This window comes from Mesorhizobium sp. M0772 (genome assembly GCF_040320135.1).
In the GTDB taxonomy this organism is placed as follows: Bacteria; Pseudomonadota; Alphaproteobacteria; order Rhizobiales; family Rhizobiaceae; genus Mesorhizobium.
The window spans coordinates 1-19,886 of the sequence record NZ_JAMYPB010000073.1 but is presented as its reverse complement, the minus strand read 5'-3'; the positions used below and the strand labels follow the sequence as shown (position 1 = coordinate 19,886).

General features: G+C 62.4%; 23 protein-coding genes and 1 pseudogene. 13 read left to right on the top strand and 11 right to left on the bottom strand.

What is annotated here, in order from left to right; genetic code table 11:
- The 4 genes and pseudogenes from NKI06_RS28840 to NKI06_RS28825 all read left to right on the top strand — a co-directional run.
- On the top strand, positions 1–804 hold an 804-nt coding region (locus NKI06_RS28840), incomplete at its 5' end, for a PD-(D/E)XK nuclease family protein (RefSeq protein WP_352987792.1).
- 72 nt (positions 805–876) lie between these two features.
- On the top strand, positions 877–1,200 hold the full coding sequence (gene trxA / locus NKI06_RS28835; RefSeq protein ID WP_023672297.1) for a thioredoxin: 324 nt from the start codon (positions 877–879) through the stop codon (positions 1,198–1,200).
- Between the two features lie 131 nt (positions 1,201–1,331).
- Positions 1,332–1,613 carry a cupin domain-containing protein gene (locus NKI06_RS28830; RefSeq protein ID WP_352987791.1) on the top strand — a complete coding sequence of 94 codons (282 nt, stop codon included), beginning with the start codon at positions 1,332–1,334 and terminating at the stop codon, positions 1,611–1,613.
- Between the two features lie 72 nt (positions 1,614–1,685).
- Positions 1,686–1,932: pseudogene (locus tag NKI06_RS28825) on the top strand (plasmid stabilization protein).
- A gap of 22 nt (positions 1,933–1,954) precedes the next feature.
- Here the strand turns inward: NKI06_RS28825 and NKI06_RS28820 are convergent.
- The 7 genes from NKI06_RS28820 to NKI06_RS28790 all read right to left on the bottom strand — a co-directional run bounded on the left by NKI06_RS28820 (position 1,955) and on the right by NKI06_RS28790 (position 8,697).
- Positions 1,955–2,374 (bottom strand): VOC family protein, encoded by a 420-nt coding sequence (locus NKI06_RS28820; protein WP_352987790.1) that lies wholly within the window; start codon positions 2,372–2,374, stop codon positions 1,955–1,957.
- A 26-nt stretch (positions 2,375–2,400) separates the two neighbouring features.
- Positions 2,401–3,726: a bifunctional folylpolyglutamate synthase/dihydrofolate synthase gene (locus NKI06_RS28815; protein WP_352459987.1), complete on the bottom strand. Its 1,326-nt coding sequence runs from the start codon at positions 3,724–3,726 to the stop codon at positions 2,401–2,403.
- 62 nt (positions 3,727–3,788) lie between these two features.
- Positions 3,789–4,715, bottom strand: coding sequence for an acetyl-CoA carboxylase, carboxyltransferase subunit beta (accD, locus tag NKI06_RS28810; RefSeq protein WP_023687437.1), 927 nt, complete (start codon positions 4,713–4,715; stop codon positions 3,789–3,791).
- A 101-nt stretch (positions 4,716–4,816) separates the two neighbouring features.
- A complete protein-coding gene (gene trpA / locus NKI06_RS28805; RefSeq protein ID WP_352987789.1) occupies positions 4,817–5,656 on the bottom strand; it encodes a tryptophan synthase subunit alpha in 840 nt (279 codons plus the stop codon).
- On the bottom strand, positions 5,653–6,696 hold the full coding sequence (locus tag NKI06_RS28800; protein WP_352987788.1) for a CBS domain-containing anti-phage protein: 1,044 nt from the start codon (positions 6,694–6,696) through the stop codon (positions 5,653–5,655). Before NKI06_RS28800 ends, trpA begins: the two co-directional genes overlap by 4 nt.
- A gap of 1 nt (position 6,697) precedes the next feature.
- Entirely contained in the window at positions 6,698–7,948 is a 1,251-nt protein-coding gene (trpB, locus tag NKI06_RS28795) for a tryptophan synthase subunit beta (RefSeq protein WP_023672290.1), read from the bottom strand.
- Between the two features lie 89 nt (positions 7,949–8,037).
- Positions 8,038–8,697 (bottom strand): phosphoribosylanthranilate isomerase, encoded by a 660-nt coding sequence (locus NKI06_RS28790; RefSeq protein ID WP_352987787.1) that lies wholly within the window; start codon positions 8,695–8,697, stop codon positions 8,038–8,040.
- Positions 8,698–8,806: 109 nt separating this feature from the next.
- Between NKI06_RS28790 and NKI06_RS28785 the strand changes: the two genes are divergently transcribed.
- Positions 8,807–9,025, top strand: coding sequence for a hypothetical protein (locus NKI06_RS28785; protein ID WP_023672288.1), 219 nt, complete (start codon positions 8,807–8,809; stop codon positions 9,023–9,025).
- 18 nt (positions 9,026–9,043) lie between these two features.
- Here the strand turns inward: NKI06_RS28785 and NKI06_RS28780 are convergent, their stop codons facing one another.
- The 4 genes from NKI06_RS28780 to NKI06_RS28765 form a co-directional block, all read right to left on the bottom strand.
- Positions 9,044–9,802, bottom strand: coding sequence for a M48 family metallopeptidase (locus NKI06_RS28780; RefSeq protein ID WP_023702070.1), 759 nt, complete (start codon positions 9,800–9,802; stop codon positions 9,044–9,046).
- Between the two features lie 98 nt (positions 9,803–9,900).
- Positions 9,901–10,386: a DUF2852 domain-containing protein gene (locus NKI06_RS28775; protein WP_023672286.1), complete on the bottom strand. Its 486-nt coding sequence runs from the start codon at positions 10,384–10,386 to the stop codon at positions 9,901–9,903.
- Between the two features lie 117 nt (positions 10,387–10,503).
- Positions 10,504–11,646: a benzoate/H(+) symporter BenE family transporter gene (locus NKI06_RS28770; protein ID WP_352987786.1), complete on the bottom strand. Its 1,143-nt coding sequence runs from the start codon at positions 11,644–11,646 to the stop codon at positions 10,504–10,506.
- Positions 11,647–11,652: 6 nt separating this feature from the next.
- On the bottom strand, positions 11,653–12,423 hold the full coding sequence (locus NKI06_RS28765) for an alpha/beta hydrolase (RefSeq protein WP_023681389.1): 771 nt from the start codon (positions 12,421–12,423) through the stop codon (positions 11,653–11,655).
- A 247-nt stretch (positions 12,424–12,670) separates the two neighbouring features.
- Between NKI06_RS28765 and infC the strand changes: the two genes are divergently transcribed.
- The 8 genes from infC (at position 12,671) to NKI06_RS28725 (ending at position 19,740) form a co-directional block, all read left to right on the top strand.
- A complete protein-coding gene (gene infC / locus NKI06_RS28760) occupies positions 12,671–13,207 on the top strand; it encodes a translation initiation factor IF-3 (protein ID WP_023744911.1) in 537 nt (178 codons plus the stop codon).
- Positions 13,208–13,339: 132 nt separating this feature from the next.
- Entirely contained in the window at positions 13,340–13,978 is a 639-nt protein-coding gene (locus NKI06_RS28755) for a methyltransferase family protein (RefSeq protein WP_023681388.1), read from the top strand.
- Between the two features lie 184 nt (positions 13,979–14,162).
- Positions 14,163–14,366, top strand: coding sequence for a 50S ribosomal protein L35 (rpmI, locus tag NKI06_RS28750; protein WP_006201248.1), 204 nt, complete (start codon positions 14,163–14,165; stop codon positions 14,364–14,366).
- 39 nt (positions 14,367–14,405) lie between these two features.
- Positions 14,406–14,807, top strand: a complete 402-nt coding sequence (gene rplT / locus NKI06_RS28745) for a 50S ribosomal protein L20 (RefSeq protein WP_023672281.1) — start codon at positions 14,406–14,408, stop codon at positions 14,805–14,807.
- Positions 14,808–15,071: 264 nt separating this feature from the next.
- Entirely contained in the window at positions 15,072–16,124 is a 1,053-nt protein-coding gene (gene pheS, locus NKI06_RS28740) for a phenylalanine--tRNA ligase subunit alpha (protein ID WP_032891898.1), read from the top strand.
- Entirely contained in the window at positions 16,121–16,570 is a 450-nt protein-coding gene (locus NKI06_RS28735; protein ID WP_023687441.1) for a GFA family protein, read from the top strand. The genes pheS and NKI06_RS28735 overlap by 4 nt, the downstream gene beginning before the upstream one ends.
- Positions 16,570–18,978, top strand: coding sequence for a phenylalanine--tRNA ligase subunit beta (gene pheT / locus NKI06_RS28730; protein WP_352987785.1), 2,409 nt, complete (start codon positions 16,570–16,572; stop codon positions 18,976–18,978). The genes NKI06_RS28735 and pheT overlap by 1 nt, the downstream gene beginning before the upstream one ends.
- 159 nt (positions 18,979–19,137) lie before the next feature.
- Complete coding sequence (locus tag NKI06_RS28725; RefSeq protein ID WP_352987784.1) at positions 19,138–19,740, top strand: nucleotidyltransferase family protein; 603 nt, start codon at positions 19,138–19,140, stop codon at positions 19,738–19,740.
- The last annotated feature ends 146 nt before the right edge of the window (positions 19,741–19,886 follow it).

Genomic DNA, 19,886 nt, shown 5'->3' with positions numbered 1-19,886 from the left:
CCCGCGCGGGAATCCCCGGCGCCCCCCCACCCCGCCCGGGGGGCGCGGGTGCACGGCTGCGTCTGCCCCAGGCTGCGGGCGGTGGCCCCCGCGCAACCGGACGAGTCGCGGGTGCCGCAACAGGTGCCGCCGCTGCCGGTGGGCTTGTTCCGGCCCTTGCCGCCTTATGAGGAGCTGCCGCGCCCGCTGTCGCCTTCCGGCGCGTCGGCGCTGATCGACGAGGGCAAGGAAGCTGTTGTCGATACCCGCTCGCCGGTGCTGGACAGCGAGGCGGAGCCGGGCTTTGCGGTGATGCGCGGGCTGGCGCTGCACAAATTGCTGCAGATGCTGCCCGGCTTCCCCGAGGACGAACGGCAGGCAGCGGCATTGGCATATCTCAGCCGTGCCGGCGCCGACTGGCCCGAGGCCGAGCGTAACAAGGCGCTGGCCTCGGTGATGGCGATCCTCGGAGATTCTCGCTTTGCCGGGCTGTTTTCGCCCTCGTCACGCGCTGAAGTCGCGGTCATGGGCAGCCTCGAAGTCAAAGGCAGACTGCGCTCGATCTCGGGCAAGATCGACCGGCTGGCGGTGACGCCCGAGCGCGTATCGATCGTCGACTACAAGACCAACAGGCCGGCGCCCGCGAGCCTGGCCCAGGTGCCGCCGGCCTATATACTGCAGCTGGCGCTCTACCGCGCGCTGCTCAAGCCGCTTTACCCCGGCCGCGCAGTGACGGCGGCGCTGCTGTTCACCGAGGCGCCGAGGCTGATCGAACTGCCGGCGCAGGCGATGGATGACGCCCTTGCCCGACTCACGGGAGCGTGACACAAGTTCTGCTTGAAGAAGGGCTGCTCAACCACCACATTTGGTGCGAGATAAATTTCGAAAGGATTTCGCATGGCCACCGTCAAGGTCGACAAGAGCAATTTCCAGGCCGATGTGCTCAACGCCTCGCAGCCCGTCGTCGTGGATTTCTGGGCCGAATGGTGCGGCCCCTGCAAGATGATCGGTCCGTCGCTGGAAGAGATCGCCAATGAGCTCGGCGACAAGATCAAGATCGCCAAGCTGAACATCGACGAGAACCCCGAGCTTGCAGCCCAATTCGGCGTGCGCTCGATCCCGACGCTGATGATCTTCAAGGGCGGCGAAGTCGCCGACATGAAGGTCGGCGCCGCGCCGAAGACCGCGCTGTCGCATTGGATCAATGGCAGCCTCGCCTGATCCTTTAGGAGTTTCTGACGTTAAGCCCGGCCCTCGCGCCGGGCTTTTCTTTGGCGTTATCGCCTGACCTCTCTGGCACTCGCGCCTGGAGGCTCCATGTCTTTTGCTTGAGGCTGGACAGGAGAGACAGAATGACCGGATCCGCCAAGGCCACCGTCTTCATCGACAATGAGCGCGTTATTGTCACCGAGTATCGGTTCCAGCCCGGCGACAACACCGGCTGGCATCGCCACGGCCACGACTATGTCGTGGTGCCGCTGATGGACGGCAAGGTGAAGCTGGTGACCAAGGACGGCGAGAGTTTTGCCGAGATGAAGAAGGGTGCGCCCTATTTCCGAAAGGAGGGCGTCGAACACGACGTCGTCAGCGCCAATGACGGCGAATACGCCTTCATCGAGATCGAGCTAAGGTGATGGCTTGCCATCCTCTGCCATCTTGATGGCTCGTCCTAAATGGGGGATATATTTTCTCGAAGGTATTTTGAAATGGCCGAACCCCGGCTTTCCGTCCGCAGCGCAAAAGCACGAGATCTTGCGCATCGTCTTGCTCATCGCGAAAACCGCTCGATAGCGGATATCGTCGAACGCGCGCTTGAATCCTGAGATTCGGGAGGCGGGGCGAGAACCGGCGTCCACCTTCTACTCCCGCCTGACGGCAAGCAGTGGCGCGGATATCTATCTGGAAGAAATCATCCGGAAAAGCCGCAAGGTCCATACAGGGCCGGAGCTTTGATCCTCGTCGACACCAACACAGCTCACCAGTCGGCGATGCGGTCGCCTCCGGTAAATTGCGCGCTTTTGGCGGTGTATTCGAACAGCTCGATTTTCACGCCGTTGGGATCGCGGATCCAGGCCTGAAACGTGTCGTCGCAGGCGTGCTTCTTGGCGGTGATGTCGATGCTCTTCGATTTGATGTGGGCGATCGCCGCGTCGAGATCTTCGACCTCAAGGCAGAAATGATTGATCTGGTTCTGCTCGCTGTATGCAGTGCCGTCCTTCTGGAACACCTCGACATGGCTGCGGCCGCCGCAATTGAGGTAGAAGCCGAAGATCTTGCCGTCGCGCAGGAAATTGAACCGGGCGTCGAGGCCAAGCACGTCGCGGTAGAAGCTTCGCGTCGCCTCCAGATCATGCGCGAAGATGCACACATGGGCGAGTTGCTTGACCTTGATCATGATGGGCTCCTCGCAGTGAAATGGCTTCAGGTCGGCGGCGTGCCGTTTTCGGCCAGCACCGCGCCGGCGAGATATAACGACCCGCCGATCAGGATGCGTGGCGCCGGCCCGTCCCAGGTGTCGCGCAGCAGCATCAGCGCACTGGCGACGGAACTGACCGGTTCGGCCGTGAGGCCGGCTTCGGTCGCCCGCACCGCCAGCTCGTCATTCGGCACGCCGGCATCGCTCATGCTCACCGGCACGGTGTAGACGTGCCGAGCCAGGCCCTTGAAGGCGTGGAAGTAGCCGCTCTGGTCCTTGGTGTTGATCATGCCGGAGATCAGAAACAGCGGCCGCGGGTTCTTTTCCTCCTGCTCGGCCAGCGCCTCGGCAATGACCATGCCGGCGCCCGGATTGTGGCCGCCGTCGAGCCAGATGTCGGCGCCCTTGGGCGCCAGCTCCATCAGCCGGCCCTGTACCAGTTTCTGCATGCGGCCCGGCCATGCGACGCTCGCCATCGCCTTCTCCGTGGCGCGATGACTGATTTCGAAACCGGCGGCCTTGACCGCGGCAATCGCTGCCGCCGCATTGGCGAACTGGTGGCGCCCGGGCAGGCGCGGCGGCGGCAGGTCCATCAGCCCGTCCTCATCCTGATAGACCATGCGGCCGTTCTCCTCGAAGGCGAGAAAGTCCTGTCCGTAGACGAAGGTCGGGCAATCCAGCCGCTCGGCGGTTTCGATCAGCACTTGCAGCGCCGTCTCGCTCTCCTGCGCGCCGATGACCACCGGGCAGCCGCGCTTCATGATGCCGGCCTTTTCGGCGGCGATCAGTTCGACCCGGTCGCCGAGATAGGCTTCGTGATCCATCGACACCGGCATGATCACCGACACCGCCGGCCGGGCAACGACATTGGTGGCGTCGAAGCGGCCGCCAAGGCCGACCTCGATGATGGCGGCGGCAGCCGGATGCTCGGAAAACAGGATGAAGGTGACGGCGGTTAGGATTTCGAAGACGGTGATCTTCTGGCCTTGATTGGCCCGGGCGACGCGGGCGATGGCCTCGGCGAAGGTCTCGTCGTCGACCAGCCGGCCGCCGCCCTCGGCCGCCAGTCGGTAGCGCTCGGCCCAGTTCACCAGATGCGGCGAAGTGTGGACATGGACAAGGTGGCCGCCGGCTTCGAGCAGCGCGCGCGAAAAGGCCGCGCACGAGCCCTTGCCGTTGGTGCCGGCGATATGGATGACCGGCGGCAGCCGCTCCTGCGGATTGCCGAGGCGTTCGAGCAGCCTTGTGATGCGGTCGAGCGAAAGGTCGAAGCCTTTCGGATGCAGCGCCATCAGGGCTTCGATTTCACGATCTGCGGCAAGCGTTGTCATGAGCGAATCCTACGCATGCGCGCAGGTGCACGCAATCGCGGTTTGCGGCCAGAAATGTCGCGTCAGGCCTGCGGGCGGGCTTCCGTCGGGATGACCGACGGCGGCAGGATTTCCGGCTCCAGCGGCTTTTGCTCCTGCGGCAGTTTGAGCAGGATTTTCAACAGCCGTGAAATCGTCTCGCGCAGTTCCAGCCGCGACACCACCATATCGACCATGCCGTGCTCCATCAGATATTCGGAGCGCTGGAAACCGTCCGGCAGTTTCTCCCGGATGGTCTGCTCGATGACGCGCGGGCCGGCAAAGCCGATCAGCGCGCCGGGCTCGGCAATGTGGACGTCTCCCAGCATGGCGTAGGAGGCGGTAACGCCGCCGGTGGTCGGGTTGGTCAAGACGACGATGTATGGCAGGCCGGCTTCCTTCAGCCGGTCGACGCCGATCGTGGTGCGCGGCAACTGCATCAGGGACAGAATGCCTTCCTGCATGCGCGCGCCACCGGAGGCGGCAAACAGGATCAGCGGCCGCTTGCGCTGCAAGGCGACCTCGAAACCGTGCACAATGGCGTCACCCGCGGCCATGCCGAGCGAGCCGCCCATGAAGGCGAAATCCTGCACCGTCACCACAACCGGCAGGCCCTCGACCGTGCCCAGCGCATTGATGATGGCGTCTTCCAGGCCGGTCTTGGCCTTGGCGTCCTTCAAGCGGTCGGTGTAGCGCTTCTCGTCGCGGAACTTGAGCGGGTCCTGCATGACCTTGGGGTTCTCAAGCTGCTCGTATTTGCCGTCGTCGAGGAAGAATTTCAGCCGTTCCTTGGCCGAAATCTTCATGTGATGGCCCGATGACGGGATGACGAACTGGTTGGATTCCAGGTCCTTGTGAAACACCATCTCGCCGGTCTCGGGATCCTTGATCCAGAGATTCTCGGGCATGTCGGTGCGCCGGCCGAGCATCGAATTGATCCTCGGGCGAACGTAATTGGTGATCCAGTTCATCGCTTCGGCTCCTGTCCTGACGAAGAGTTGGCTCGTGCATGTCGCCCAAAAGTGGGAACCGGTTTTGGGATAACGACTTGCACAAGGCCTAAGTAGGGAAACTATTCGGCAGCAGCAAGGCGGGCCGAACGCACGCCCTGAGACAGTCCGCTGACCAGGGTGGCGACGGCCTCGGCCGGGTCGGCGGTCTTCTCGCCCTTCGGTCCCAACACATTGGCGACCGCGTTGACGATCGCGGTGCCGACGACGACGCCATCGGCATTGGCGCCGATAATGCGCGCCTGCTCGGCGGTCTTGACGCCGAAGCCGACGCAGACTGGCAAGTTGGTGTGGCCCTTGATGCGCTTGACCGCGGCGGCAACCTTGCCGGTGTCGGCCAAAGCCGAGCCGGTGATGCCGGTCATCGACACGTAATAGACGAAGCCCGACGTATTCTGCAGCACCTTGGGCAGGCGCTTGTCATCGGTGGTCGGCGTTGCCAGGCGGATGAAGTTGATGCCGGCCTTCAGCGCAGGGATACAGAGTTCCTCATCCATCTCCGGTGGCAGGTCGACGACGATCAGCCCGTCAATGCCGCTGGCAATCGCGTCCTTAAGGAAGCGGTCGACGCCGTAGATGTAGATCGGGTTGTAATAGCCCATCAGGACGATCGGCGTCTCATTGTCGCCAGCGCGGAAATCAGCCGCCGTCTGCAGCGTCTTGACCAGCGTCTGGCCACCTTTCAGCGCGCGCAGGCCCGCGGCCTGGATCGCCGGGCCGTCGGCCATCGGGTCGGAAAACGGCATGCCCATTTCGATGATGTCAGCGCCGGCCTTGGGCAGCGCCTTCATGATCGACAAAGCGGTGTCGTAGTCGGGGTCGCCGCTCATGAAATAGGTGACGAGCGCCGGGCGGCCCTCGGCTTTCAGTTTCGCCATGCGGCGGTCGATGCGGGTCGTCATGACTGATGAAATCCAATAAGTTTCTGTAGCAAACCCGAAAAATTTCGCATTTGCCTAAGTTCTTTTTCGGAGCTCGGATCAGGGTTAAAATGCATAACACTATTTCTCGTAATTCTGATATTGTCCATCAAATCTACAAAAGTTTTCCTATCCAATTTGAATGGTATACTCGACCAGAACTCGTCGTTCTCCATTATCCTTAAGTAACCACCAAATGTTAACTTATGAAATCCGTCAAATCGAGCTATATTGCAGATCTCACATATCCTCTCGGCTGGAAGCTTATTCCACCTATCTAGGAGACGCCGAATATTTCTCTCAATCTCACCAAGTATCAAGAAGGATTCCGAAACTTTGCGGAATTCATCGGCCAAATCAGACGTCGTTACGATTCCTGAAAAAGTTTTGTCTTGAGCGCGAACAACTACGAATTCGTCGTTGTATATCAAGTCATAAACTTCGAATATCGCACGATCATGCTCGACAACAGTGCAATCGCCAACGAAATCGCTGACTAGCTCACCCTTTCCTACTACCGCGAGCTTCGAGCCGATCGACTTCCATGAGATGGCGCCACGAATAGATCTAGAGTTGTTTAGAACCGGCAATTGAGAGAAATCATGAGCAAGCATCAAGGAGACAGCCTTCTCAAGCGGGTCATTTGGAGCGACCGTAATTAAGGCTCTGTTTGCCGACTCAAGTTGAGATATGCTGAAGTGGGAAAAATTTGAATCGCTGCCCGCCGATTCTTCCACGGGCGCTGGATTCTTACTGGATTCGGACTTTGCCGAAACTTTTACGTAATTATCGACGTATGTCGTTCGAAAGTCTGGTTCAACTACCAACTTATACTTTGCCAACGATTCGGCGATCCTGTCTACGATTAGCGGACCTCTTCGATACGCACCGAACCACCAAATGAGATCACGAACTGTAGTAGAGTGAAACGACCCCTTAATGGTTAGCTTCTTTGCGAGCTCCTTAAGAATCGGGTCCTCATCGGGATAGTCATCGAGAGGTTTGTCGAGATCCACCTGCATGTCAGATCTCCATGCCCAGCATCGAGGCCACTGTGTGCACATCCTTGTCGCCGCGTCCCGACAGGTTGACGATGACGATCTGGTCCTTGTCCATATCCGGCACGATCTTGACCGCATGCGCGATGGCGTGCGCGGATTCCAGCGCCGGGATGATGCCTTCGACGCGTGTCGTCAGCTTGAAGGCTTCCAGCGCCTCGTCGTCGAGGATCGGCACATATTCGACGCGGCCGCTGTCGCGCAGCCAGGAATGTTCGGGGCCGACGCCGGGATAATCGAGGCCGGCCGAGATCGAATGGCCGTCCAGGATCTGGCCGTCGGCATTCTGCAGCAGATAGGTGCGGTTGCCATGCAGCACGCCGGGCGCGCCGGCGTTCATCGAGGCGCAATGCTCGATGCCGTCGAGGCCGCGGCCACCTGCTTCGATGCCGATGATGCGGACTTCTTTGTCATCCAGGAACGGATGGAACAGGCCGATGGCGTTCGAGCCGCCGCCGACAGCGGCGATGATGGTGTCGGGTAGCCGGCCTTCCTGTTCGAGGATCTGGGCGCGCGCCTCGATGCCGATCACCGACTGGAAGTCGCGCACCAGCTCCGGATAGGGATGCGGGCCGGCGGCAGTGCCGATCAGGTAATAAGTGTCCTCGACATTGGTGACCCAGTCGCGCAACGCCTCGTTCATGGCGTCCTTCAGCGTGCCGTGGCCGGCGGTGACCGGCCGCACTTCGGCGCCGAGCAGCTTCATGCGGAAGACGTTGGGGCTTTGGCGGGCGACGTCGGTGGCGCCCATATAGACCACGCAGGGAAAGCCGAAGCGCGCCGCGACTGTGGCCGCCGCCACGCCGTGCTGGCCGGCGCCCGTCTCGGCGATGATGCGCTTCTTGCCCATGCGCTTGGCGAGCAGAATCTGACCGAGGCAATTGTTGATCTTGTGCGAACCGGTGTGGTTCAAATCCTCGCGCTTGAAATAGACCTTGGCGCCGCCCCCGAGGCCCTTCGCCGAGGAAACCTCACGAAGATGTTTGGTCAGGCCTTCGGCGAAATACAGCTTTGACGGCCGCCCGGCATAGTGGGTCGAGAGGTTGGTCAACTCAGCCTTGAAGTCCGGATCGTTCTTGACCTCGTTCCAGTGCCGCTCGAGGTCGAGGATCAGCGGCATCAGCGTCTCGGCCACGAAGCGGCCCCCGAAGATGCCGAACATGCCCTGTTCGTCGGGTCCCGTGCGGAAGGAATTGGGTGTCGCCGGCTTGTTCATCGCCGATCTCCTGGTCTTGGTTCTGAGCATGTCTTATCGGAAAACCGGTTCCCACTTTTCCGGAACATGCTCGGGTTCGAAAGAAGTGCTCAGGCAGCGCGGTCGTCGCGCGCGGCCCTGACGGCCCGGAAAAACTGCTCGATCAGCGCCGGATCCTTGACGCCCGGGCCGCTTTCCACCCCCGACGAAATGTCTATCGCGGGCGGATTGGCGGATCTCAGGGCATCGCCGATATTGGCGGCGTTGAGCCCACCGGAAAGCATGTAATCGAGCCCGGCGTCAAGGCCGGCCAGGATGCGCCAGTCAAAGGCGACGCCATTGCCACCCGGAAGTTGCGAGCCCTTTGGCGGCTTGGCATCGAACATGAAGCGATCGGCAACGCCGATGAACGGCTGTAGCCGCTCGAGATCGGCAGCCTCACTGACGGAGAACACCTTCATGACAGGCAAGCCGTAGCGGGCTTTCACCTCGGCCACCCGCTCGGGCGTCTCCGTGCCGTGCAACTGCAGCATGTCGGGGCGCATTTTGGCGACGATCTCATCCAGGAACGCGTCATCGGCATCGACCGTCACGGCGACCGCCCCGGCCTTGCCGATTGCCGCCTGGCGCAGGCGCCCGGCTGCCGCAGGCTCGACATAGCGCGGGCTTTTAGCAAAGAAGATGAAGCCGACATGGCTGGCGCCGCCGGCCAGGGCCGCGGCCATTGCCTCATCGGTCTTCAATCCACAGATCTTGATATCGAGCGCCATGGCGCGGGGATTGGCACGAAACCGGCCAAGAGTCGAGAAAAAGCATGCTGTTTGCCGGCAACGCCAAAGGCGCTACCTATTGATGGGAGAAGCAAGGCGGAGCAGACGAATGGCCGACCAGAGCATAGCCGAACTCAGGCAGAAGATTGCGCAAGCCCGCGACGTCATCGCCCATCTGATGCAAAAGGCCGCCTTCGACGGGGCAGAAGCGCACCGGGTCCTGGATTATTTCGGCAGCGATGCGTTCGAGCAGAATTTCCTGCCATGGCCGCGCCATGGCGACGAAGGGCTGCGGCCTGAAGAGCTTAATGCGGCCAATGATGATTGAGCGCGGCGCTGGCGCAGGCTAATCGAACACAATCGCCTGCAATGCCCCACCATTCCGCTTCAGCCAGTCCTTGCAGCGGTCGGTGTCGGGGCAGAGCTGCTCGCACAGTTTCCAGAATTTCGGGCCGTGGTTCATCTCCTTGAGATGCGCCACCTCATGCGCGACCAAGTAGTTTATCACCGGCGTCGGCGCCATCATGATGCGCCAGGAGAAGGACAGATTGCCATCGGAAGTGCAGGAACCCCAGCGGCTCGACGTGTCCTTGAAGCGGATCGCCTTGGCGCGCTTGCCGATGGCCTCGGTATGCTTGACCACCAGCTTCTCGATGTCCTTCTTGGCCTCACGCTTGAGGAAATCGGCGATGCGGCGCGGCAAATGTATCCGCTCGCCATGGACGATCAGCAGCGGACCGCGCTCGTCGCGCGACACGGTGACGGTGCCGCGTTTCGACGGTTCGTGGACGATGCGATGCGCGACGCCGCGTATCGGGATCTTGATGCCGGGGCGCACTTGCGGCCGTGTCGGCACCTTGGCCAGACGCTGCTCCAGCCAGTCCTGGTGGCGGTGAAGGAATTTCTCCACCTCGCCGCGGCGCAGGCCCGGCGGCACGGTGATGCGCAGCCCCTGGCCGCCCGAATCGATGCGCAGCGTCAGCCGCCGTGCGCGGGCGCTCTCGACGATCCTGAGCGGCAGCGTGCGGCCGGCAACGACATGCTCTCGCTCTTCGACAGGCGAGGGTTTTGGTTTGGTCAGGTTGCGGAAAAAGCCGAAGGACATGGCTGAACGATACGCGATTCGAGGAAAACGACCAGAACAAAAAAGAAACGGCGCCGCTCGCGCGACGCCGTCTTCATACCTTGGCCTGTCGCAAAGCCTCAGTCGTCAAGCAGGTTCGGGCCCTTGCGCTTGGGGGTCGCGGGCTTGGCCGTTTCGGCCGAGCCTGTTTTCGCAGGCGCCGTCGACTTGTTGCGGTTGGCCATGAAGCGGTCGAACTCGTCCTGGTCCTTGGCGCGGCGCAATTCGCGGGCGTACTCATCGAACTCGCTCAGCATCTCGTCGAGCTTGCGACGCTCTTCGGCGAGGCGTTCGAGTTCCTTCTCGCGCCAGTCGTCGAAAGCGACATTGCCGGTGCGGGCCGAACCGTGGCCCCAGCGCGCGGCCTTGTCGGAACCGCGGCGGCAGCCGGCGAAGATGCCGTCCGTGGCGCGGTTGACGTCGCGCTTGAAGCCGTCAAGCCGGTCGCCCCAGATGATGTAGGCGAGCATGGCGAAGCCAAGCGGCCAGAAAACCATGAAGCCGATCACCATCAACGCGATGGTCGCCGGCGTCCAGGCCGGGCGGATCAATGCGGATGTGTTCATTTTCTCCCATTCCTTCGGTTGGAGACAGCCAAGAGCGGCTGCGTGGATTCGAAATGGGATGAGAAAAACGGCGATTCAAGACAACGTCCGCCAAAACCGGACAAGGTCCTGAAATGATTATCGCTTTTTGACCGCTTCGAGGAAAAGCACGACCAGGCCGGCGACCAAGCCCCAGAAGGCGGCGCCAACGCCGAACAAAGTCAGCCCCGACGCGGTGACAACGAAGGTGACAGTAGCCGCCATGCGCTGGTCCTCGTCCTTGAGGGCGATCGACAGCGCGTTGGCGAGCGATCCCATCAGCGCCAGGCCGGCTACCAGAACGATCAGGCTCTGCGGCAGGACGGCGAAGATCGCCACCAGCGAGGCGCCGAAAACCGCGAAGATCAGATAGGCAAGTGCATAGAAGGGTCCGGTCTTCCAGCGCTCGGCCGGGTCGGGATGGACGTCCGGCCCGGTGCAGATCGCCGCAGAGATAGCCGCCAGATTGGTGGTCGAGCCGCCAAACGGCGCCGACAGCAGCGAGAACAGGCCGGTGACGCCGATCAGCGGGCCGGGTTCGGGGTGATAGCCGGCGGCGCGCAAGACGGCGAGACCCGACAGGTTCTGCGACGCCATGGTGACGAGGTAGAGCGGCAGCGCCAGGCCGATGACAGCTGCGGCGCTGAAATGCGGGGCAATCAGCGTCAGCGTCGACAGTTCCGGCGCCGGCAGTCCGCCGACGCGGCCTGTCAGGAATGCGGCGATGCCGCCGCCGATCAGCACCGCCAGCACCGACAGCGCCGGGTTGAACAGGCGAATGACGAAGAAGGCCGCGATCAGCGGCAGGATCAGCCAGGGATCGACCGGAATGGTCTTGACGGCATTGAGCGCGAAGGTGACGACGATGCCCGCCAGCATGCCGGACGCGACTGACGCCGGTATCCTTGATATCAGCTGGGTCAGCGGCTTGAACAGGCCGGTGGCGATCAACATCAAGCTGGTGACGATGAAGGCGCCGACCGCATCAGCCATGGTAAACCCGCTCGATGCCGCCATCAGCGCCAGGCCCGGTGTCGACCAGGCGGTGATGATGGGTATTTTCGTGCGCCAGGACAGCCACAAGCATTCGATCGCCATCGCCACGCACACTGCCGTCACCCAGCTCGCGGTTTCGGCTTGCGTGGCGCCAACCGCCTTGGCGGCGGCAATGACGACGGCCAGCGTGCCGCCGAAGCCGACGATTGCCGCGACAAAGGCGGATATCGGGATGGAAATGCGCATTCTCGCCTACCCCGCCCGCTGAACCATGTCGCCCACCGCCCTCAGCAGCATGTCGAGATCCTGCGGCCGCGACAGGCGGTGGTCGCCGTCGGGAATGAGCGACAAGGTGACGTCGTCGGCCGGCAGCAGCGAGACCAGCTTCAGCGCATGGCTTGCCGGCACATCGGCATCGGCCAGGCCCTGCAGGATGTGGACGGGGCAATGGGTATCGATCGGCCCGGTCATGACCCGGTTCGCCCTGCCGTCCTCGATCAGCGCGCTTGTGTAGATGTAAGGCTCGGCGGAATAGTCCGAAGGTTCTTCGAAAAAGCCTTTCTCCCGGAGGTCGCGCCTCTGTTCCTCCGTCAGAGCCGGCTCGACCAGCTCGGCGGTGAAATCCGGCGCCGGCGCGAGCAGCACCAGGCCAACCACATTGCTGTCGCCCGCCTTGCGCAGTTCCTGCACCATGCGCAGCGCGATCCAGGCGCCCATCGACGAGCCGACCAGGATTTGCTTGCCCTCGGTGAAACGCCGGAAGACGGCGAGGCTCTCGCCAAGCCATTTCGAAATGGTGCCGTCGGCAAAGGCGCCGCCGGATTCGCCATGGCCGGAATAATCGTGGCGCAGATACGCGCGGCCTTCCCTTGCCGCCCAATCCGACAGCGTCTGCGCCTTCGTGCCCAGCATGTCGGATTTATAGCCGCCGAGCCAGACGATGCCGGGCGTTGCGCCCGAGGAATGGCGAACCGCGATATCGATGCCGTCGACATCCAGTAGGGTTGGGGTGGTCGCGGTCATGGCTGTGGATCAATCCTGGTTCTGGGGGCCTGATTGCGGGAGCCTGATTTTACTCGCCGGTCTTTTGACACAGGCACAGGCGAGGCGGAAAGTGCTCGCGACATCCTTTGTTTGGTGCAGGCCTGCGATCAGGGTGATTTTCTGTCAGCGCTGTGCTATTGACTCCGCCCGCGCGCTCACCACATTGGCGCGTCCCGAACATTTCTAGATTGAAACCCTGAACGAAACGGCCAAGGAGACCACGACCATTCGCAGACCTTTCAAAGCAGCGGCGCCCACCAAGGATGGCCCGCGCTCCAACCGTGATATCCGGGTTCCCCGGGTCCAGCTGATCGACGCCGATGGCCAGAACCGCGGCGATATTTCCATCAACGACGCATTGCTGCTCGCCGAAGAGGCAGGGCTCGATCTGGTCGAGATCTCGCCCAATGCGGTGCCGCCTGTCGTCAAAATCCTCGATCTCGGCAAATTGAAATACGCCAACCAGAAGAAGGCGGCCGAGGCGCGCAAGAACCAGAAGGTCATCGAGATCAAGGAGATCAAGATGCGCCCGAACATCGACAGCCATGACTACGAAACCAAGATGAAGGCCGTGCGGCGCTTCTTCGAGGAAGGTGACAAGGTCAAGCTGACGCTGCGCTTCCGCGGCCGCGAGATGGCGCATATGGAACTCGGCATGCAGCTCCTGAACAAGGTGCGCGAGGAGACGGCTACCATCGCCAAGGTCGAAGCCGAGCCGAAGCTGGAAGGCCGCCAGATGATGATGGTGCTGGCCCCGCGCTAGATCAGTTCGGGCGTTGCGCTCTAAATCCGCCTGAATCCTGTCTCATGGCGTCCCGGCGATCGGCGGGACGCCGATTCTCCTGTCCAGACGCCGCGATCGCCGGCAAAGCTTCTCGACGATCGGATTCCCGACATGGCCAATGAAATCAACCCTGCGCCCATCAAGGAGCTGGGCGGCTACCAGCACATGCGCCGCATGGTGCTTGCGGTGCTGGTGGTGGTGCTGTTTGCGGCACTGCTGTTCGGCCAGTCGACCTTCCCGCCCGATACCCCGGTGCATGAAACGATCGAGATGGTCGGCGTGCTGCTGATCTTCCTTGGCGTCGTCGGCCGCTTGTGGTCGACACTCTATATCGGGGGGCGCAAATCCTCCGAAGTGGTCACCGGCGGACCCTATTCCATCACCCGCAATCCTCTCTACGTGTTCTCGACCGTTGCCGCCGCCGGCGTCGGGGCGCAGATCGGCTCGTTCTCCGGCATCGTCCTGTTTGCGCTGTTGTGCGCCGGCGCCTTCCACATCGTCATCCTGCGCGAGGAACGGTATCTCAAGGAGGTTCTCGGCGCGCCCTACACAGCCTATCTGGCGCGGGTGCCGCGTTTCTTCCCCCAGCTGTCGCTCTACCAGGAAGGCGACACCGGCAGCTTCAAGCCGCGCCTCTTGCTGACCACCTTGCTCGACGGGCTGGTGTTTCTGGTGGCGTTGCCGGTGTTCGAGACCATCGATGGCGCCCAGCAATCGGGCATTCTGCCGGTGCTGTTTAGGCTGCCCTGATCGCGGACAGAGCGTCGCAGCCGCCCGGGTGTTGCGCGCCAGCCCGCTTTGACGTATAGGACCGCCGTTCCAAGAAAACCGCCCGGCAGGGCATGCCGTGGCGGTTTCATTTGCTTTTCGGGCTTTTGGTCCGCCCGAAGCGAACAAGAAGCGCGATTGTGCGCCACCAATACGGAGTAGCAAAATGCCCAAGATGAAGACCAAATCGGCCGCCAAGAAGCGGTTCAAGATCACAGGTACGGGTAAAGTCCTGTCGGCTGCGGCCGGCAAGCGTCACGGTATGATCAAGCGTTCCAACAAGTTCATTCGAAATGCCCGCGGCACGATGGTTCTGGCTGAACCGGATGGCAAGAAGGTCATCAAGAATTTTCTGCCGAACGGCCTCTGAGCATTCGGTTTCAGGAACAGCGTTTAAGGAGATCATGACATGGCACGCGTAAAAAGAGGCGTCACCTCGCACGCCAAGCACAAGAAGGTCCTGAAAGCCGCGAAAGGCTTCTACGGCCGCCGCAAGAACACCATTCGCATCGCCAAGCAGGCGGTCGAAAAGTCGATGCAGTATGCGTATCGCGACCGCAAGAACCGCAAGCGCTCGTTCCGCGCGCTGTGGATCCAGCGCATCAACGCCGCGACGCACGAGCATGGCCTGACCTATGGCCGCTTCATCGACGGCCTCAACAAGTCCGGTATCGAGATCGATCGCAAGATCCTGTCCGACATGGCCATCCATGAACCGCAGGCGTTCGCCGCACTCGTGGCCAAGGCCAAGGTCGCGCTCGAATATCTGAAGAACACCACCCCGAATGCTTTTGAAAGCGCTGTCGCCTAAAGCATGATGCCAAAAAGTTTCTGACTTTTTGGACAACATCATGCTCAGGGAAATTTAGCGAGGAGCGATCGGGCTCCGAGCCCAGCGCTTCCCAGCATTCGCAATTCTGATTGGGGAACCCGCGCTGGCACGGCTGGCGCGGGTTTTTCTTATGGCTGAACTTTCAACTTGAAAGTGACTTTCACCTCAAAGTTGACTCCCAAAACAGCGAGTTTGACCGTGAACGACATAGCTACCGGCTTGGATACTCTCGAAAACTCCCTGATGGCCGACGTCGCGTCGGCCGCCGATGAGGCCGCTATCGAAGCCGTGCGCGTCGCGGCTCTCGGCAAAAAGGGGTCGATCTCGGAATTGCTGAAGACACTGGGCGCGATGAGCGCCGAGGAGCGCCAGGTCAAGGGCCCCGCGATCAACGGCCTGAAGAACCGCGTCACCGAAGCGCTGACGACACGCAAGGCCGAGCTGAAGGATGTGGCCGTCACGGCGCGCCTTGCCGCCGAGACGGTCGACGTGACGCTGCCGGTGCGGCAATCGCCGGCCGAGCGCGGCCGCATCCATCCGATCAGCCAGGTCATCGACGAGATCGCGGCGATCTTCGGCGATCTCGGCTTTGCCATCGCAGAAGGTCCCGATGTCGAGAGCGACTATTACAATTTCACCGCGCTGAATTTCCCCGAAGGGCATCCGGCGCGCGAGATGCACGATACCTTCTTTTTCCAGCCGGACGAAAAGGGCGAGCGCAAGCTGTTGCGCACGCACACCTCGCCGGTACAGATCCGCACCATGGAGAAGCAGAAGCCGCCGATCCGCATCGTCATTCCCGGCAAGACCTACCGGCAGGATTCCGACGCTACCCACTCGCCGATGTTCCATCAGGTCGAGGGGCTGGTGATCGACAAATCGGCCAATGTCGCCAACATGAAGTGGGTGCTGGAAGAATTCTGCAAGGCTTTCTTCGAGGTGCCGCAGGTCAAGATGCGCTTCCGGCCGTCGTTCTTCCCGTTCACCGAGCCAAGCCTCGAGGTCGACATCCAATGCGACCGCTCGCGGCCCGGCGAAGTGCGCTTCGGCGAAGGCTCCGACTGGATGGAGATCCTCGGCTGCGGCATGGTCCACCCCAATGTGCTGCGCGCCGGCGGGCTCGATCCCGACGAATATCAGGGCTTTGCCTGGGGCATGGGAATCGACCGCATCGCCATGCTGAAATACGGCATGCCGGACCTGCGCGCCTTCTTCGACGCCGATGTGCGCTGGCTGTCGCATTACGGTTTCCGGCCGCTCGACATGCCGACGCTGTTCGGAGGTCTTTCCGCATGACGGCGCCGCACGCCGGTGGCTGCCGCTGCGGCGCGGTACGGTTCGAGGCCTCGGTCGAACCGCACCATGTCAGCTATTGCCATTGCGGCGATTGCCGGCGCGCCAGCGGCGCGCCGGTGTCGGCCTTTGTCGGCTTCCTTACCGAGCAGGTGGCTTTCACCGGCAAGGCGCTGAAAATGTACGAGAACGGCCCGGTTACACGCTCGTTCTGCGGCATTTGCGGTTCGCCGATCGCCTATGTCGATGAGCGGTTGGAAGACCACATCTACTTCATGCTCGGCGCCATGGACATGCCGGCCTGTTTCCGGCCGACGCACCATGCCTATGTGCGCGAGCAACTGCCTTTCCTGCATATGCCCGACGACCTGCCGCGCCATTTGAAGACCAGCGTGCCCCGACCCGATGGACAAGGTCCGGGCGGGTACAGACAAAACGGAACACAGTGATGAAACTCACCCTCTCCTGGCTCAAGGATCATCTGGAGACCGACGCCACGCTCGACGAAATCGTCGAGCGGCTGACCTCGATCGGCCTCGAAGTCGAGCATGTCGACGACAAGGCCAGCCTGAAGCCCTTCGTCATCGCCAAGGTGCTGACCGCCGTGCAGCATCCCGACGCCGACCGGCTGCGGGTGCTGACCGTCGACACCGGCAATGGCGCGGCCCCTGTCCAGGTGGTGTGCGGTGCGCCGAATGCCCGCGCCGGCCTGATCGGCGCCTTCGCCGCGCCCGGCGCCTATGTGCCCGGTATCGACGTGACGCTGACCGTCGGCAAGATCCGCGGCGTCGAGAGCCATGGCATGATGTGCTCCGAGCGCGAGCTGGAGCTGTCCGACGAACATAATGGCATCATCGACTTGCCGGCCGATGCGCCTGTCGGCACCAGCTTCGCGGCTTACGCGCATCTCGACGATCCGGTGATCGAGATCAACCTGACGCCGAACCGGCCGGATGCGACCAGCATTTATGGCGTCGCCCGGGACCTGGCGGCAAGCGGGCTTGGCCGGCTCAAGACCGCGCCAGTCGAAGCGGTCCCTGGCAAAGGTGAAACGCCGGTCAAGGTGACCATCGAGGCGCCGGAGCTCTGCCCCGGTTTCGCGCTGCGCCTGGTGAAAGGCGTGAAGAACGGGCCGTCGCCGAAATGGCTGCAGCAAAGGCTGATCGCCATCGGCTTGCGCCCGATCAGCGCGCTGGTCGACATCACCAACTACGTCACCTTCGACCGTGGCCGGCCGCTGCATGTGTTCGATGCCAAGAAGGTCGCCGGCAATCTCGTCGTGCGCCGCGCACGCGACGGCGAGAAGGTGCTGGCGCTCGACGGGCGCGAATACACGCTGACGCCGCAGATGTGCGTGATCGCCGATGATAATGGCGTCGAATCGATCGCCGGTGTCATGGGCGGCGAGCATTCCGGCTGCGACGAGAGCACCACGGACGTGCTGATCGAATCCGGTCTTTGGGATCCGATCACCACGGCCCGCACTGGCCGTACGCTCGGCATCATCACCGATGCCCGTTACCGCTTCGAGCGTGGCGTCGACCCAGAATTCATGGTGCCCGGCGTCGAGCTGGCGACAAAGCTTGTGCTGGAGTTCTGCGGCGGCGAGCCGACGGAAACCGAGGTCATTGGCTATGCCGGCTACAAGCCTAAGATCGTTTCCTTCCCGATCTCGGAAGTAAAGCGGCTGACCGGCACCGAAGTGCCGAAGGCGGAAAGCCTCGACATCCTTTCGCGCCTCGGCTTCGAGCCGCAGGGCTCGGACGACATCGTCGATGTGGCGGTGCCGTCCTGGCGGCCCGATGTCGATGGCAAAGCCGACCTGGTCGAGGAAGTCATGCGCATTCACGGCGTCGACAACATCGCGCCGCAGCCGCTCGGCGCTCATGACGCGGTCAATTCCAAGATCCTGACGACGCTGCAGGTGCGCACCCGCATTGCTAAGCGCTCGCTCGCCGTGCGGGGCATGCTGGAGGTTCTCACCTGGTCGTTCATCCCGGCCAAACACGCCGAACTGTTCGGCGGCGGCCAGGCGGCGCTGAAGCTCGCTAATCCGATTGCAGCCGACATGTCCGATATGCGGCCCTCGTTGTTGCCCGGCCTGATCGTCGCCGCGCAGCGCAATGCCGACAAGGGGATCGGCGATGTCGCGCTGTTCGAGGTCTCCGGTACCTATGAGGGCGACGGCCCCGACCAGCAGCGGCGCGTTGCCGCCGGTGTGCGCCGCGGCACCGCCAAGCTCGACGGTTCCGGCCGCAGTTGGGCCGGCAATTCCGGTCCGGTCGGCGTGTTCGACGCCAAAGCCGACGCGATTGCAGCGCTGGAAGCCTGCGGCGCGCCGGTCGACAGGCTGCAGATCGAGCCAGGCGGTCCGGCCTGGTATCATCCCGGCCGCTCCGGCACGATCAAGCTCGGCCCGAAGACAGTGCTCGGCACCTTCGGCGAGTTCCACCCGAAGACGCTGGAGGGGTTGGACGTTTCCGGACCGATCTGCGGTTTCGAGGTCTATATCGACGCCGTGCCCGAGCCGAAGGCCAAGCCGACGAAAACCAAGCCAAAGCTGGAGCTGTCCGCCTTCCAGGCGGTGAAGCGCGACTTTGCTTTCGTCGTCGACAAGACGGTGGAGGCCGGCGCGCTGGTGCGCGCGGCGCTCGCCGCCGACAAGAAGCTGGTCACCGGCGTTTCGGTGTTCGATGTGTTCGAGGGGGCATCTCTCGGGACCGCCAAGAAGTCGGTTGCCATCGAAGTATCTATCCAGCCGGTTGAAAAGACGCTCACCGACGAGGATTTCGAGGCGCTGGCCAAGCGCATCGTCGACAATGTTGGCAAGCAAACGGGCGGCATGCTGAGAACGTAGAGCGGCTAACGCCGCCCTACGTATTTCGACTTCACGCAATTCTTAGGGAAAGCGCGTCTTAGGAAAGCGCGGCGCGCTTTCCCAGTAAAACCGCTACAGACTTTTCCTGGAATTGCTTCTGAGGATTGCCGGCAGTTGCGAATCGCTCTCCAAAGGGCGATGGACCATCTGCGCTATTCCGGTCTGCCGTTCGAAGCCCAGCGCGAAGCGTTTCTCGCCATGGTGTTGGCGGATGCGCTCGTCAGCGACGCGCTGGAGCGGGCCCGCACGCTGGCGTTGCCGGACTGCCTGGTGGTGTCCGGCGCGCTCTACAACAGCGTCTGGAACCACCTGACCGGCAAGCCGCCGGGCTACGGCATCAAGGATGTCGATCTCTTCTACTTCGATGACAGCGACCTGTCCTACGAGGCCGAGGACGCGGTCATCCGTCGAGCCGCGCAGCATTTCGAGGGGCTGGCTCTGCCGGCCGAGGTGCGCAACCAGGCACGGGTGCATCTGTGGTATCCGCAGAAATTCGGCCAGCCCTGCCCGCGCTATACGAGTTCCAGCGAGTCGGTGAGCTATTTCGCCTCGAAGACGCATGCGGTCGGGGTGCGATACGATGCCGATGGGCAGCTTGAGGTCGTGGCGCCGTTCGGGCTGGATGACCTCTTCGCGTTTCGCATCACGCCCAACCGGCTGATGGATAACAGGCGCACGCACGAAGCGAAGGGGGCAAGGGCGAAGGCGTGCTGGCCGGAGATTACGGTGGTGCCTTGGTAATACGAAATGGCGGCGCGAGGCACCCCCCTCTGGCCTGCCGGCCATCTCCCCCGCAAGGAGGGAGATTGGCAGCTTCATCGTGGCGCCCTTTCTGCAACTTTGGTGATTGGCGAAAACAGCGACGACCGCCCCGAAACCCCCCGGCG